Origin of the sequence: Enterococcus sp. C63, from assembly GCF_040887215.1 — a bacterium.
Lineage (GTDB): Bacteria > Bacillota > Bacilli > Lactobacillales > Enterococcaceae > Enterococcus_B > Enterococcus_B hirae.
On record NZ_JBFOFI010000006.1, the window covers coordinates 70548 to 86837 of the forward strand.

A 16290-nucleotide genomic window follows, 5' to 3' on the forward strand; every position below is an offset into this window, starting at 1 on the left:
AAACAAATCATTTGAAAAAAGGAGTAATGAGATGAAAACCAATAACTATCGGATTTTTTGGGTAATGTTCGCAAGTTTCTTTTTGTTAGTGGGCTGTGGCAGTCAAGAAAAGCAGGAAGCTAATAAAGAAACGACTAAAGAAACATTGAATGTTGTAGCAACCAACTCTATCTTAGCGGATATGGCAAAAGAAGTAGGAAAGGAACATGTAGCTGTTCATAGTATCGTGCCTGTAGGAACAGATCCTCATGAATATGAAGTGTTACCAGAAGACATCAAAAAAGCGAGTGATGCCGATGTGATTTTATATAATGGGCTAAATCTAGAAACTGGTAATGGCTGGTTTACGAATTTAATGGAAACCACACATAAAAAAGAAGAGAAAGATTATTTTGCAGTGAGTAAAAAAGTAACACCCATTTATTTATCAGGTGGGACTTCCAAGAGTAAAGCTGACCCTCATGCCTGGTTAGATTTATCGAATGGGATGAAGTATGTAGAAGAAATTACCCGTATCTTTTCAGAAAAAGATGCTGAAAATAAAGCAGTCTATGAAGAAAACGCAAAAAAATATATTGAAAAGTTGAGCGAATTGGATGAAAAAGCTAAAACAAACTTTCAAACAATTCCTGAAGATAAAAGATTATTAGTAACGAGTGAAGGAGCTTTCAAATATTTTTCCAAAGCTTATGGAATCCCAGCAAGTTATATTTGGGAAATCAATACAGAAAGTCAGGGAACTCCTGAACAAATGAAACGAATCATCAATCAAGTAAGAGACTCTGCAGTACCCGCTTTGTTTGTCGAAACAAGTGTTGATCCTAGAAGCATGGAACGTGTAGCGAAAGAAACAGGAGTAGCTATCTATGATCGATTATATACAGACTCTATCGATAAGGAAGGCAAACCAGGAGATTCTTATTATAAGATGATGGACTGGAATATCCGAACGATCCATGATGGGTTGACTCAAGAAAAATAAATGGTACAAAATAACTTTCATTCAAAAAAACTAGAAAAGAATGCGTGCTAAATAGCCAGCCGAAGAGATCAAAATCAGTTCGTTAGATTTTGATTTCTTCGGCTTATTTATGCTAAAAATCAAGATTAAAAAAACAAGAAGCAGGAGGATTCATTTACCCTGATTTATGTGGAAAGGAAATCAAGCGAAGGCTCACTTATTTTGCAAGTAAAAAAATAAAAAAAACGTCTGCTTTTTGTTAGTTTCGGATACCTTTTTTTGTTGTTTTCCGTTATAGTTAAAGATAAGAAAGGAAGGTAAAGCTATGAATTTTACGCGTAAAGATAAACAACTAATCAAAGAAGAAATCCTTAAAGTGATCGAACAACAGGATAGCTCTGATAAAGATCAAGACCTTCAATTTCTTGAAACAGAAATGGCTAAATTATTCATAGCAAGTCCAAGTGAAGCGGATGTAGAAGAACGTTATCCGGGGAAATGGCTTTTTGATGAATTTCAGCCATTAGATGAACAGACTGGAATTGGTTATTTTGTCTCGATTTCTTCTGTTGGATTTATTCCAGGGGTATTAGTGAAACAAAATAATGAAATCAATATCAAGGCATGGCCAGCATTATTTTCCACAATGGGGACAGAAGGGGTCATTGAAAAAATTCAATCGGCTTATTATAAAAGTTCGTTTATTGCAAATAGTAAACTAATGAATACATTCTATAATCGTTTAGTTTTGATTGCCCGCCCAGGAGATATTCCACAAACATTTACCTACTCGCAGCAAAAGAATCTCTACGAAGAAACATTATATTCCAGAGATTTATCCACTTTTTCCGCAGTAGAACAGGTTCGATTGCATGAATTGTTGCATACTAAGCCAGTATCGCTCAACTTTTTTCAAGCGCTAGATAACCAAAGAAAATGGTTGTCTCTCAACTATTGGGAAATCTTTGCTACTAGAAAAAGATGGATGGAAGAACGAAAGATCGCAGATCAACAGATCCAATTTGTCCAGCTAAAAAGAGATCGGCTTTATTACGGAATTTATAGTCGCTAGCAATTATTTGAATAGGTGGAAAAGATGACAAAAACCTTAAAAGAAGAAATCATTGAAGAAAGCAAACGTTTAGGTATTGATAAAATCGGATTTACGACGGCAGAACCCTTTGATTATTTAAAAGAGTCTTTAGAAGAACAAAAAGCCGCTGGACATACTTCGGGATTTGAACATCCAGTAATTGAAGAACGTTTATATTTAGAAAAAACTTTTGATCGCCCACAATCGATTATCGCTATTGCTTTAGCTTATCCAACCAAGATCCATGAAGAGGTCCCAAAAGATGAAAAAAGAGGACAATTTGCACGGGCATCTTGGGGAATCGATTACCATGATATTTTACGTGACCGTCTCAATCAATTGATTACTTTTATCCAAAGCAGAGCAAGTGTCTGGCAACAAGAAGAAGCTTGGCGGTTTGCCCCACAAGTGGATACTGGAGAATTAGTAGATGTGGCTGTTGCACAAAGAGCAGGACTAGGATTTATTGGTCGAAATGGGTTGCTGATCACAGAAGAATACGGTTCATTCGTGTATCTTGGAGAAATTGTCACCAATATCGTATTTGAACCTGATGAACCAGGTGTTTTTGGCTGTGGTGATTGTACTCGTTGTGTGACAGCTTGTCCGACAAAAGCTTTGTTAGGCGATGGCAGGATGAATGCACAAAGATGTTTATCTTATCAGACCCAAACCAAAGGGCTAATGCCAAATGAGTATCGGAAAAAAATGCGAAATGTCATTTACGGGTGCGATATCTGTCAGTTAGTCTGTCCTTATAATCAAGGGAAAGATTTCCATTTCCATGAAGAAATGGAACCAAAAGTAGAAGAAGTCTATCCGAAATTAAAACCAATGCTTTCTTTATCAAATAAAGAGTTTAAACAACAGTTTGGGCATTTAGCTGGTTCATGGCGAGGGAAAAAACCATTGCAAAGAAATGCTTTGATTGCTTTAGCGAACCTTGGGGATACTTCGGCTTTACCTGAGATCGAAAGCTGCTTAAGTGATGTTCGACCGGTTATTCGAGCAACCGCTGCTTGGTCGATTGGGCGTTTAGGTAGAAAAGAACCAGAAAAATGGTTGGAAACTTTAGAGCAAATGAAACAACGCGAAGAAGACCAAGAAGTGATCACAGAAATTATAGAAGCGCAAGAAATGTTAGCCAAGAAAACGAAGCGAAAAAAGAGGACATGAAAGAAGCGGTCAGCTCCGAGCGAATAAGAGAAAATTTTATGTACAAGATTCCTTTCACTTCTATAATAAGAAAAAAATAAAGTATTATGCTAAAACAAGCGTAGTACGACAAAGAGACTAGGACAGTTAGTTTGTTCTAGTCTTTTTATTGATTAAAGTAAAATAATGGATCATAACTAAATAATAAAAAGAATCTGTATTAGAAAATTTCAATACTTAGAGTAGTATAATCCACTGAGTATTCGACTTGTTTGTAATTGAAGCAGTTCAAAAAATAGAATACTATCGTTTTTTTTAGCAAAAAATCTAGAAATACCAGAAATTTCAAAAATATTAAAAAACTTATCCTAAAATTTTTTAGTAAAGGTTGTAATAATTACTCAATTTTTTGTCGTTTTGACACATAATTACTAAAAAAAAGGATAAATTAAATAAAAAAATCAAAAAAGTTAAAAAAAAATACTAGAAATATTACAAAATATAAGATTTTCTAAACTTTATAAGAAAATGTTAAAAAACGGTTTCTTTCTTATGAGATAAGGGTTCTAGGACTTTAGTCGTACTTTTTTGACCAGAGTTATGTTACAAATGTTAAAAATTGGGATATTTTGTCATTAAATGTCATATTTCTTTTACCTATGAAATATTTCTAGATGATAAAGTTAATGACGTTGATAAATACATGGAAAAAAAAGGAGATAAACATGAATTCAATTAAGAAGATCGTTTTAGGAACAACTTTTGCTGCTGGTGCAACTGCAATGTTTGTAGGTACAACTGCTCATGCTGACGAAGTCTATACAATTAAATCAGGTGATTCATTATCAAAAATCTCACAAAAATTTGTTGGAGATAACTCATTAATCAATGCAATCGCTGAAAAAAATGGTATCAAAGACATCAACCGCATCTATGTTGGCGAAGAATTAACGATCCCGACTTCAAGTGATGCTTCAGCAAAAACAGTCGAAGCACCAAAAACAACTGAAACAGTAACGGAAGAACATACATATGTTGCTCCAGTTAAAACAGTTGAAGTAACACCTGCTGCTCCAGCTGCTCAAACAGCAACAGCTCCAAGCAATTCAAGTTCTGCAAAAGAATGGATTGCGAATAAAGAATCAGGCGGTTCTTATACAGCAACTAACGGCCGTTACATCGGACGTTACCAATTAGATGCATCATACTTAAATGGTGACTACTCTGCTGCAAACCAAGAACGTGTAGCTGATCAATATGTATCATCACGTTATGGCTCATGGGATGCTGCTCAAGCATTCTGGTTAGCAAACGGCTGGTACTAAGTCGATTATTGAATACTAATAAAAAGACAAAACCAAGAAATCGTGTCATTCGATTTCTTGGTTTTTTTGCTGTTTAGGGATGAGACAATAATGACGAGAAATAAAGAGGAATGACTTAAATAGTTATCTCTTTGTTCATCTTAGGTTTTCTTGATGTAGTTATGGAGATCTTTTTGATAGTCCATTCCATGCCACGTACCAGTGTTTATAAATTCAGCTAAGAGATAACCGATATAAGGACCAGTCGATAAACCAGAAGAACCGAGTCCACTTGCGACGATCAGATTTGGTTCATCGAATAAAGGACCAAAAAACGGAGCAAAATCAGACGTATATGCCCTCGTTCCTACTTGTAACTGATAAGGCTGTGAAAGTAATTTTTCTGGTTGTACAAAAAAAGCTTTTGTCTGTTCAGTCAACTGTAAAAATGCTTCATTAGTAGGAGTCAGATCCCATCCTTGTTCATTTTCATGTGTAGCGCCCAATAAGATTTTTCCCTCATTGAAGGGAATGAGGTCTGCTTCTCCATCTAGCATGGCAACAGGCCATTCCTGGCTTTGGAGCTGATTAGTAGTAAAAGCGATCAACTGTCCTTTTTGAGGACGGAGATCGACCTGATAGCCTAATGGTTCCAATAAAGGCTTCAAGGAAGGTCCAGGAGTCAAAATGACACGATCAAACTGTTTTTCACCAAATTCTCCGAGGATCAGCCAATCATCACTCTTTTTTTGTAGGCGAATTTTATCATTTATTACTGGTATACCCTTTTTTTTCAAGCGTGCCGTTAAATAATGAAGGTAAGCTTTTCCGTCTAAACGGCCACCACCAGTGATGAATAAAGAGGGGGTCGGTTTTAATAAAGGAAGTAAATCAGCTGTTTGATCCGCTTTTAATAAATGGATTTCTCCGATCTCAGGGGCCTCTTTTTTTCGTTCCTCTGCAAGATCAAGTAATTCTGCTAATTGTTCTTTTTGTCGAAGCAAGAGTGTACCGGAACGAGCATAAATGGTCGGATCAAGTGCAAAATCTTGCACTAATTTTGGGAAAAATGCCGCACCGTCTTTGGCTAAACGATACCATGTTTTATTTCTTCTTTTGGATAACCATGGAGAAATGATTCCCGCACTTGCTTTGGTTGCCTGACCGATTCCATGGTCAAATAAGGTGATGCTGTATTTTGTGGTATCTACATAATTGGCTAATGTCATACCGATGATTCCACCACCGATAATGGCGATTTTTTCCATGTTTGATTCCTCCTTTACTTACAAATTGTATTTTTGCACAAAAAAACGGCAGTTGCAAACGACTGCCGTTTCAATCAATCATGAATGTTTTGTAGTTAAACTATAACGAATAAATAAGATAAAGCTGATAACTAATAGAAGAAGTAATACACCTAAAGCAACTTGTGAACCGAATGTCGTGGCGACTTTATAGCTCAAATCAGCATGCGCTTGAATAAGGTTGATAATGATTGCCACTAATGAAGTAGCAACGGCACCAGAAAATTGTTGTAAGGTATTAAAAACAGCATTGCCATCACTTTGATAGTCATCCGTTAAAGCATTCATCCCAGTGGTCATCATATTGCTATAAGACAAACCAATCCCTATCATATAGATCACGTGGCAAGTAATCAACAATAGCAATGAAACATGTCCTAGAAGAAAGACTAGTGCGGACCAACCAACAAGAGCAAGGAGTAATCCGGCAAAAATCGGTTTTTTGGGACCGTGTTGATCAAGCAGTTTTCCAGAAAAAGGCGATAATACAGCGCCAATCGTAGCTCCTGGCAACATGGCGATTCCAGCGATGAAAGGACTGTTTCCTTGAACAATCTGAACAAAATTTGGTAAGACAAAAGAAACGCCTAGCAATAAGAACTGGTAGATTAAAAAGCTAAATAAGAACAAGCGAAATGTTTTATTAGAAAAAATGGTTAGTTGGATCAATGGATAATCGGCTTTTTTTGTTCGTTGATAAAAAAGGATCCCACCAATAATCGCTATTAGTAACGCAAACCAACTAAGCGGTTGTCCTAGCATACTCAAAAACGTTAAGCTACCGCTAAATAATAAACACAAACTAAATACACTCAACACATCCAAACGTCCACTTTTTTGAACGGGCATTGAAGGAATAGCAACCAAGCCGATGCCAAGAGAAAGAATCAAAATAGGAATCAAGAAAAGAAAGATATGATTCCAAGTGAAATTTGAAGTTAAGATTCCCCCATATGTTGGCCCGATAGCCGGAGCAATTGCTGTGGTCAGTGTTCCCACCCCCATCATCGCTCCGCGGCGGTTCATAGGCGCAAAGGTCAAAATAATATGGAACATTAGTGGTAAAGCAATCCCGGTAGCTGCCCCTTGTAAAAGCCGACCAAGTAATAAAATGAAGAAAGTCGGAGAAAAGAAGTCAACAATGATTCCTGCTAAAAAAAGCAGGTTTGAAAGTAAAAAGAGACTTCTAAGGCTGAAATTTCGTGTTAAATAAGTTGATAATGGCACGATGATCGAGATCATCAGCAGGTAAATCGTTGTCACCCATTGAACTTGTGCAGTCGTTAATTGAAACTGGTTGATCAACGTTGGAAATGTGACGTTCATTGCTGTTTCGATCAACACTCCCGCAAAAGACATCATACCGGTTGCAATAACTGCAGGTACTAAGAGTAATTGTTTTTGTTTTGTCATATCCTCACCTCAAAAAATTTCGTAAAAAAAGAGAGTGATTTCTATTATAAAAATAGAAACCGCCTCTCTCTCGACACGTAATATACGTGTTATCTGTACGATTTATTTCCATCGCTTATTCTAGCATAGAGGTAAAAAAAGTGTCAACCAGGTTAGCCAAGTCTTTTGAAAAGAGTTATGATAGTAGAGAATAAATCATCGCAGGAGGAAAAAATGGCTACGATTGATTGGAAAAAAACGGAACCAGGTTATAGTAGTAAAAAAAAGCCACAGATCTTAACGTTATCCCCACAGAATTTTTTTAGCATAAAAGGAGTAGGGGATCCAAATGAAGACGATTTTCAGCGACGAGTGGCAGCTTTATATGCTGTTAGTTATGCGATCCGAATGGCCCCAAAGAAAAATTGGCAGATTCCTAACTATCTTCCCTACACTGTTTATCCATTAGAAGGACATTGGGGATTACAAGAAGCTTATTTGCAAGAAAAAGTAATGAAGAAGAGTCATTTTGCTTATCAGATCATGATCAAACAACCTGAATTTGTGACGAAAGAAGTTGCACATGAGGCTCTACTACGTGTAGCGGACAAAATTCCCAATGATTTGTTCGACCAAGTAGTATTTAGTAGCATGGATGAAGGATTAGTCGCTCAGATGCTTCATGTGGGACCATATGAGGATGAGCCACAAACCTTTGAAAAATTAGCAACGTTTATCGAAGAGCAGGGGTATCAACGGATAGCTAAAGAACATAAAGAAATTTATTTAGGGGATCCGCGCAGAGCCAACCCAGAAAAACTGAGAACGATTTTGCGTGTCAAGATTGCGCCAAAAAATCAACTAAAAAAGTAAAAGTAAAAAATACCAAAAAAGGCAGAAAAACGATTATTTTTTTGCTATAATCAAAGACAAGAGGTGTCCGCTATGAAAAAAATCCAACGACAAGCATTGATTCGTCAGATCATCACAGAAAAACCAATCAGCACACAAGAAGAACTATTGCTTTGTCTTCAAGACGCAGGGGTGACAGCCACTCAAGCAACTATTTCGCGTGATATCCGTGAGCTGAAGTTAGTGAAGTCTACGGATGAAAATAAGCAAGTTCGTTACAATCTATTCAGTCAGCCTGCTGAAACGTTACATGAAGAACGACTACAAGCAGCTGTTAAAAGAGAAGTTTTGAAAATACAAGTTGTTCAATTTATGATCGTGGTGCTAACAGAAAAAGATGGGGCGGATGTCGTAACCAATTGGCTAGATGAAGTCGCTTATCCAGAAGTTGTTGCAACGATTGCTGGAGTGGATACATTTATTGTGATTTGCCGTTCGGAAGAAGAAGCACAAGATTTTGCAGAAAAATTAGAAAGAATGAGGGAATAAAAGAAGGGAGAATGATTTATGTCTTTGTTGAAAGCGCTACAAAACGGATCTGATATTCGAGGGATTGCCATGACGACGGAAACACATTCAGCTAATTTGACACCAGCTGAAATCCAAAAAATAAGTTGTGGCTTGGTTAATTGGTTAAAAAGGGATCATCCACGCAAATATCAAGAAGGTAAATTAACGGTAGGAGTGGGGCGGGATAGTCGAATCAGTGGTCCAACGTTAGAAAAAGCGCTGATTGACGGATTAATCGAACAAGGCATAAATGTTCTTGATTTTGAGTTAGCTACGACACCGGCGATGTTTATGGCTACTCAGTTTTCTCAATTCCAGTGTGATGCAAGTGTGATGCTAACAGCTAGTCATTTGCCGTTTTACTTTAACGGCATGAAGTTTTTTACAGCTAATGGCGGCGCAGAAAAAGAAGATATCGCATTTATTTTATCAGAAACAACACCAAATAAAACCAATCATAAGGGGACAGTCCAAAAAGCCGATCTGTTAACACCTTATGCAGAAGACTTAGTTCAAAAAATCAAAAATGGTATTAGAAAGAAAGGAATGTCTGACACAAAACCGTTAGCTGGCTGGCGGATCATCGTAGATGCAGGAAATGGCTCCGGTGGTTTTTTTGCTGAAAAAGTACTACAACGATTAGGGGCAGATACGACAGGTTCGCAATTTTTAGACCCCGATGGTCATTTTCCGAACCATATCCCGAATCCAGATAATGCTGAAGCCATGGCAAGTATCAAGCAAGCTGTTTTGGAAAATCAAGCCGATTTAGGAGTGATCTTTGATACGGATGTTGACCGTTCGGCAGTAGTCAGTGCAAGTGGTCAAGTGATCAATCGTAACAATTTGATCGCCTTATTAAGTACGATCGTGTTAAAAGAATACCCTGGAGCGACGATCGTAACTAATTCACCAACGTCTAATCACCTAGAAACGTTTATTGAAGAAAAAGGTGGCAGACAAGATCGTTACATTTCAGGTTATCGTAATGTCATCAATCGTGCAATTGCATGCAATAAAGAAGGGATCGATGTTCCGTTAGCGATTGAAACGAGTGGACATGCAGCATTCAAGGAAAATTATTTTTTAGATGATGGTGCCTATGTCATTGCAAAAATTTTGATGCTTTTGCCAGAACTGAAACAAACAGAACAAACGTTGGAAGAGATTATCCACGACTTAAAACAGCCACAAGAAGTACAAGAAATTAGGTTAAGGCTTAGTGGAGAGGATCCGAAAAAACAAGGGGCAACAATTATTCAAGGGCTAGCGAACGAATTGAACGAAGAGGGACTGGTATTTCATCCGGAAAATGAAGAAGGAATTCGTTACGATCTAAAAGAACCATATGGGAATGGCTGGTTTTTATTACGAGCAAGTTTGCATGAGCCATTACTGGTGCTCCAGATCGAAAATGATGAAGTTGGAAAAAATCAACACGTTTTACAGCTACTTGCGGAACATTTAAAGAAATACTCAAATGTTGAACCACTGATAGTGGATACTAAGGAAGCGAAGGGAAATGAAAAGTAAAAATGGTTGCGAACATAGTAATTTTTTTGACTATATTAGTTTATGGTGTTAATTTTTTAGTTTTTCTTTATCTTAGAATCAATCATATCAAAAATTGTGTAGAGAAATTAGCTATTTACTTGGGAACAAACATGACTTTATTATTTACGAGTGGTATTTTTCTTTTTTTTGGAAAAATCATTGAAGATGGCATCCTTGTTTTTGAATAAGTAACTTTCATGAGAAAATAAACTAAAATGCTCATGTTAATCAAGAAGTCCTCAATCGTTGCAGTATGAATCTAGGAGCAGAATTTTTGAACAAATTGCTAGATATGCTTACACTAGTAATAGACGAAGTGTCATATCGAAAGGAGCAGTACAATGAAAAAATTATACGAAACAGCGATGATCAATCATGGTGGACGAGAAGGCGAAGTAGCAGCACCAAATGGTTCGATGCAAATGAAGATCACTCCTCCAGGCATCCATGCTGAAGGAACAAATCCGGAACAACTATTTGCTGCGGGCTATGCCTCATGTTTCAATGGTGCACTGCAACATATGATCAAAGAAGCAAATTTGTCCGTAGATTCCACAGTTAAAGCACGAGTTTCCCTTTATACCCTTGATGAAGGTGGTTATAAAATCGGTGTGGTCTTAGAAGTACATGTTGACGATGTGAGCGAAGAACAAGCCAAGCAATTAGCGGAAGATGCCCATGATTACTGCCCTTATTCAAAAGCGACAAGAGGAAATATTGATGTTGAGGTAGTGACAGTTTAAACGATTTTTCTATCTAAGGAAGAAGTAAGTACCTTTAGATAACTACTTTTTTTATAAAAAACAGGACCGGTAGAATTTTCTATCGGTCCTAAAAATGATGGTGACGAGTCTCAAACTATTCTTGGCTTATAAATGCCAATAGAAGCTAAAAAATGATCGACCAGCAAGCATTTCTACTGTCTTTAGTAGGACAGCAAAGGCTTGCAGGTCGATCATTCTTATTTTTATTCTGTTGAGTGAAAGAGCCTGGGACAAAACTTGTCTCAGGCTCTTTTAGTATCTCTAAAAACGGATAAACGGTGAGACAAAAGCAGCATCTTCGGAAAATTTGCCGAAATTTACCAAAAATTTGAGAAGCACCAAGTAGGTAACAATCAACATCAAAAACTAGTTTTTGTGTTTCTTGTCAATTTTCGGAAATTCCTTCTTATTTCTTGATGCTAAACACTTTTGTCTCAACCTCAACCACTTTTGCATGTTTTATTTTTTACTTGGTGGTGTTCCATACATTTTTGGTGTAACCCGTTGTAATTTTGGCTTATCACCTTCAACTTTTGGTTCTGCTAACCATTGGTATTCGCCTTCACCATCTAAGGCTTCGCCACTTGCCCAAGAGCCTTTACTGCTTTCATCACCTTCTGAGAAATTATAAAAGTCATAGGCGATATCTTTTCGTTCGTTTTCACGATTGAACGTACTTGGTACAAGAATGGAGCCTTCATTTTCTTCTAATTCTTTCACGGCACTTGCCCATAAGTTTTGATGATAACTATCTCTTGCAAGCAAGACTGCCAGTAAATCTTTGACGCCACGGTCATCGATCATTTCATAGATACGAGCAACTTGTAACCGTCCTTGAGATTCAGCATTTAGATTGGCACGGAAATCAGCTAACAAGTTTCCACTTGCAACGATATAACCGCCACTCCAAGGGTTGCCAACACTATCAGCAGGGCGTGGTCCTAAGCCAGCGACAATGGCATGCTGAGGATTCATACCAGAGATGATTGCGCCGATCGTAGGATCTTTTTTCATTGCTTCTTCTTGGTCTTCAACTGGCGCATCTTCTAATAATCGTGCGACCATCGTTGCTAACATTTCGACATGTCCAAGTTCTTCTGTTGCGATATCCATTAACATGTCTTTATATTTTTCTTCTCCTCGGCAGCTCCAACCTTGAAACAAGTATTGCATTGCCACACTCATTTCTCCGTATTGTCCACCGATAAGCTCTTGTAAATATTTTGCGATTAACGGATTCGGACGATCTGGTTTTGCTTCAAACTGTAATTCCTTTTGGTGTCTGAACATCAAAAATTCCTCCTAATCTTTTATTAATACATTTACATTCTGCGCTTTAAAATGAGAAAACACAAAGGAAATGCTTAGAAAAAGTACGGTGACAGATTTAATCTGATATATGAGTAGACGCGCCTAATAAATTGTTATTTTCTGATTAAAATGATATCGTTATATTAAAATGTTATCGGTTGCAAATGACAAAAGATAACCTTTTTATTAAAAAACGGAGGGATAAAATGAAAAAGTTGTTAGTTACTGGGGTGCTGGCAAGTACAGCATTATTTTTGTTGGGAGGTTGTGGTTCAAGTAGTGCAAAGTCAAACGCAGCTAGTTCATCTGAAAAAACAAGTGACGGGAAGAAAACTATTGATTTCTGGTCATTTTGGGGATCAGGAGCACGTAAAGAAGTGATTGAAGAGATCATTGACGAGTACAATCAATCACAAGATAAGATCCAAGTAAATTATAAATACCAACCGTGGGGGGATATTTGGACCAAATCATTGTCAGCGATTACAGCGGGGAATGCACCAGACGTGATTGTTCAAGATATCAATTCAGTTGCTCAAAGAGCTGAAGCGCAACAGGCCACAAACTTATCTAAATATGTAGATGAAGAGACCTCAAAAGATTTTTATCCACAATTGTGGGATACAGTGGAGTACAAAGGTGATCCATATGCGATTCCGTTCAACACAGATACTCAAGTTATTTTTTATAATAAAAAATTATTTAAAGAAGCAGGAATCGCTGAAAAAGATTTACCAACTACATGGGATGAATTAGAAAAAACCGCCCATCAATTGGATAAAAAAGATAAAAAAGAATTCACACGAATTGGATTTTATCCTTTATGGAATTTAGGGGCAGATGTCTGGGCATTAAATGCAGATAATGGGACAAGCTGGTTTGATCAAGACGACAAAATCAAAATCGATACGAAGAATAAAGTTGAAGCATTAGAGTGGATCCAAGATTGGCAAGACTATTATGGGAAAGATACGATCAATAAATTAGAGGCAGAATTTGGCTCAGGTGTTTCTGATCCATTCATCTCAGGTTTAGTCGCAATGCGTGCCCAAAATATCAATTATTATTCGAGCTTGATGGAAAATGCTCCAGAAGATTTTGATTTTGGTGTCATTCCGCTTCCAGAAAAAGAAAAAGGTTCTGGTCATTGGTCATGGGGCGGCGGCTTTGTACTCGAAGTACCTTATGGGGCAAAAGATCCAGAAGCTTCTTATGACTTTATCAAGTATCTTTCTTCACCAGAAGTTCAAGAAAAATTTGGCGAAAAGAGTTTTGATATCATGGCAAGTAAAACAGCCAATGAGAACTTAGTGAAGAATGAACAGCTAAGTGACAAGGGACGAATGATCTATCAAATGGCTGATGAGAATTTCAAAAATACGGTCATTACACCTGTCCCATTAGCAGCACCAGATTATACGACACTAGTGAACGAACAAATCGATCAAATTCTCTTAGGAACAAAAACACCAAAAGAAGGTTTAGCTGATGCTCAAAAAGCGGTGGAGAATCTAGTAAAACAAAATAACTAATCAACTGTTGACTAATTGAAAGAAAAAAGGAGGCAAGAAAATGAAGCGTTTATCAATCCGAAAGAAAAAAGAGGCAAGATGGGCCTATTTATTTATCTCGCCTTTTATTATTGGCTTTGTCGTCTTTATGTTAGGGCCCATGCTTTTTTCTGTTATCGGAAGTTTCACTGATTATAATTTGACTTCTAAAATGAATTTCATTGGATTAGCTAATTTTAGACGGATGTTTCTACACGATGATCTTTTTTGGAAATCATTATACAATACAGTGTATTTCGTCCTATTCAATGTTCCTTTAACCACAATGTTTAGCGTATTTCTAGCAACGATTTTAAATCAAAAGATCAGAGGAATTAGTATTTTCCGAACGATGTTTTATTTACCCGCAGTCCTATCTGGTGTTGCTGTTTATATTTTATGGATGCAGCTGCTCTCACCTTCTGCCGGGTTGATCAATACGTTTCTAGGTTGGTTCAATATTTCTGGACCAGCCTGGTTGTTTGATCCTAACTGGACAAAGCCAGCTTTGATTTTAATGAAAATCTGGAGTTCTGGCGGAGCAATGCTGCTTTATTTAGCGACTTTGCAAAACGTTCCACGCTCTTTATATGAATCAGCAGCGATCGATGGCGCTGGCGTATGGGGGAAATTTAAAAATATCACGTTGCCGTTGATCACACCAATTATCTTTTATGATGTGATTACTTCAACGATCGGCTCTTTTCAAATTTTCCAAGAGGCTTATGTGATGACTAAAAATGGGACAGGAGGACCAGCTAACTCTTTACTATTTTATAATCTTCACATGTGGAATAAAGCTTTTGTTGCATTTGATATGGGGTATGCGATGGCGATGTCAATGATCCTATTTTTAATTGTGTTAGTGTTGACTTTTATTAATTTGAAACTGGCACCTAGATGGGTCTATTACTCTGGAGGTGATGGCAAATGATGGAATATTTCAAAAGAACAAGTGTTAATCGTCAAACCAAAAAAATCATTAGTTATCTCCTCATGACTGCTATCGGGATCGTATTGATCACACCATTATTGTGGATGGTATTTACTTCTTTAAAACCAATGGAAGAGATCGTACGTTATCCTCCAACCTTTTTTCCAGAAAAAATTGTTTGGCAAAACTATCTGGATACCATTACTGCTTTCCCATTCTGGCGTTATGCAAGGAATACTTTATTGATCACAGTCTTAGTGGTATTCGGCAATGTTCTCTCGAATTCTTTCATTGCCTATGGGTTTGCGAAATTAGATTTTCCAGGAAAAAAGCTAATGTTTGCTTTAGTCCTTTCTACGATGATGATTCCAGGTTTTGTGACCATGATCCCCCAATATGTTCTATTCTCAAAAATAGGCTGGGTAGGAACTTATTTACCATTGATCGTTCCATCATTTTTCGGCAATGCATTTAATATATTTTTGATGCGTCAATTTTATTTATCCATCAATGATGAATTAATTGAAGCGGCAGAAATCGATGGAGCGAATCATTTCTATATTTGGAGCCGTCTGATGCTGCCGCTGACTAAACCAGCGTTGATCACGATTGCGATCAATTCATTCAATGCGGCTTGGAACGATTTTTTAGGGCCGTTATTATACATCCAAGATCAAGAGAAGTATACTTTACAGATTGGATTGCAAGTTTTCCAAAATCAGGCGACGACTCAATGGAATTATTTGATGGCAGGAGCCACACTTGTTTTGATCCCAACGATTTTGATGTTCTTCTTTGCGCAACGTTACTTTATTGAAGGAATGGATTTGACAGGAGGGTCAAAAGGCTAAATGAATAAAATTCATAGTGAAAAAATCAATCAGCATTTTTTGACAGTCATTGAATGGATTCCGTCATTGCTTATTTTGCAATTCTTATGGCTATTAACTAGCTTACCGCTGTTGACGATTGGCAGTGCTAGTCGTACGGTTATGTCTACCATTTATCACTACCACAAAAACGAAGAGAAAAAGATCCATACGTTGTTTTGGCAAGAACTTCGTCATAATTTTTTGACCTATCGTAAGCAAGACCTCATAGTCAGTTTCTATTTATTGCTTTTACTGATTGATAGTCGTATTTTTCTTTACTGGGGCGGACCATGGGGATTGATATTGATGTATGCTTCGTTAAGTGTCCTTTTTTTAAGTATCGTGATGGTTAGCTACCGTATGTTGCTCCAACTAGAGAGAGCAAACGAAGTCCCTCTTTTTACTGCTTTTATTTTATTTTTTTATCAATGGAAAAACGCTCTCTTACATTTAGGGGGAACCCTGCTACTACTGCTTTTTTTATTCTTCCTGGGACCTATTTATGTGGTTTTAGTCGGAGGAAGTTCATTGCTTTATTTACAAACTTTTTTGTTTTTTGGACGGAAAGAAATAAAGAGCCCTTCAAAAGTTTAAGAATAGTCAAAATATTTGCGATGAAAGAATCAACTACCTGACTAAATATTGAGGAATAAACCCATCGTTTCAGATAT

At 37.2% G+C, this 16290-nt stretch carries 16 protein-coding genes; 13 read left to right on the forward strand and 3 right to left on the reverse strand.

The features are described from left to right. The first annotated feature begins 31 nt into the window (after positions 1–31). From AB3H90_RS09890 to AB3H90_RS09905, 4 genes are all read left to right on the forward strand, one after another. Positions 32–982, forward strand: a complete 951-nt coding sequence (locus AB3H90_RS09890) for a metal ABC transporter substrate-binding protein (protein WP_063627531.1) — start codon at positions 32–34, stop codon at positions 980–982. A gap of 304 nt (positions 983–1286) precedes the next feature. Continuing rightward, complete coding sequence (locus AB3H90_RS09895; protein ID WP_034699908.1) at positions 1287–2033, forward strand: hypothetical protein; 747 nt, start codon at positions 1287–1289, stop codon at positions 2031–2033. A 24-nt stretch (positions 2034–2057) separates the two neighbouring features. Further along, the gene (gene queG, locus AB3H90_RS09900; RefSeq protein WP_010720848.1) at positions 2058–3230 is read left to right on the forward strand and encodes a tRNA epoxyqueuosine(34) reductase QueG; all 1173 of its coding nucleotides are present in this window, start codon (positions 2058–2060) and stop codon (positions 3228–3230) included. 704 nt (positions 3231–3934) lie between these two features. Then, entirely contained in the window at positions 3935–4534 is a 600-nt protein-coding gene (locus AB3H90_RS09905) for a LysM peptidoglycan-binding domain-containing protein (protein WP_010720847.1), read from the forward strand. A gap of 140 nt (positions 4535–4674) precedes the next feature. Here the strand turns inward: AB3H90_RS09905 and AB3H90_RS09910 are convergent, their stop codons facing one another. Then, positions 4675–5781 carry an NAD(P)/FAD-dependent oxidoreductase gene (locus tag AB3H90_RS09910; protein ID WP_368016655.1) on the reverse strand — a complete coding sequence of 369 codons (1107 nt, stop codon included), beginning with the start codon at positions 5779–5781 and terminating at the stop codon, positions 4675–4677. Positions 5782–5859: 78 nt separating this feature from the next. Beyond that, positions 5860–7233 carry an MFS transporter gene (locus tag AB3H90_RS09915; RefSeq protein WP_010737117.1) on the reverse strand — a complete coding sequence of 458 codons (1374 nt, stop codon included), beginning with the start codon at positions 7231–7233 and terminating at the stop codon, positions 5860–5862. A gap of 213 nt (positions 7234–7446) precedes the next feature. Between AB3H90_RS09915 and AB3H90_RS09920 the strand changes: the two genes are divergently transcribed. From AB3H90_RS09920 to AB3H90_RS09940, 5 genes are all read left to right on the forward strand, one after another. Further along, complete coding sequence (locus AB3H90_RS09920) at positions 7447–8085, forward strand: GyrI-like domain-containing protein (protein WP_096708744.1); 639 nt, start codon at positions 7447–7449, stop codon at positions 8083–8085. Between the two features lie 72 nt (positions 8086–8157). Beyond that, entirely contained in the window at positions 8158–8613 is a 456-nt protein-coding gene (locus AB3H90_RS09925; RefSeq protein WP_010737119.1) for an arginine repressor, read from the forward strand. Positions 8614–8631: 18 nt separating this feature from the next. Further along, a complete protein-coding gene (locus tag AB3H90_RS09930; protein ID WP_010737120.1) occupies positions 8632–10167 on the forward strand; it encodes a phosphoglucomutase in 1536 nt (511 codons plus the stop codon). Positions 10168–10169: 2 nt separating this feature from the next. Next, a complete protein-coding gene (locus tag AB3H90_RS09935; protein ID WP_034699898.1) occupies positions 10170–10376 on the forward strand; it encodes a hypothetical protein in 207 nt (68 codons plus the stop codon). A 153-nt stretch (positions 10377–10529) separates the two neighbouring features. Then, positions 10530–10931, forward strand: a complete 402-nt coding sequence (locus AB3H90_RS09940; protein ID WP_010720840.1) for an organic hydroperoxide resistance protein — start codon at positions 10530–10532, stop codon at positions 10929–10931. A 480-nt stretch (positions 10932–11411) separates the two neighbouring features. Here the strand turns inward: AB3H90_RS09940 and AB3H90_RS09945 are convergent, their stop codons facing one another. Then, entirely contained in the window at positions 11412–12242 is an 831-nt protein-coding gene (locus AB3H90_RS09945; protein WP_081128452.1) for a manganese catalase family protein, read from the reverse strand. Positions 12243–12469: 227 nt separating this feature from the next. Here AB3H90_RS09945 and AB3H90_RS09950 point away from each other — a divergent pair, with 227 nt between their 5' ends. Genes AB3H90_RS09950 through AB3H90_RS09965 form a run of 4 tightly spaced genes read left to right on the forward strand, consistent with a single transcriptional unit; the run spans position 12470 to position 16213 of the window. After that, positions 12470–13795: an ABC transporter substrate-binding protein gene (locus AB3H90_RS09950; protein ID WP_325821898.1), complete on the forward strand. Its 1326-nt coding sequence runs from the start codon at positions 12470–12472 to the stop codon at positions 13793–13795. Between the two features lie 40 nt (positions 13796–13835). Then, positions 13836–14747, forward strand: a complete 912-nt coding sequence (locus AB3H90_RS09955) for a carbohydrate ABC transporter permease (RefSeq protein WP_010737122.1) — start codon at positions 13836–13838, stop codon at positions 14745–14747. Then, positions 14744–15598, forward strand: coding sequence for a carbohydrate ABC transporter permease (locus AB3H90_RS09960; protein WP_034699894.1), 855 nt, complete (start codon positions 14744–14746; stop codon positions 15596–15598). Before AB3H90_RS09955 ends, AB3H90_RS09960 begins: the two co-directional genes overlap by 4 nt. Continuing rightward, on the forward strand, positions 15599–16213 hold the full coding sequence (locus AB3H90_RS09965) for a DUF624 domain-containing protein (RefSeq protein ID WP_368016656.1): 615 nt from the start codon (positions 15599–15601) through the stop codon (positions 16211–16213). The last annotated feature ends 77 nt before the right edge of the window (positions 16214–16290 follow it).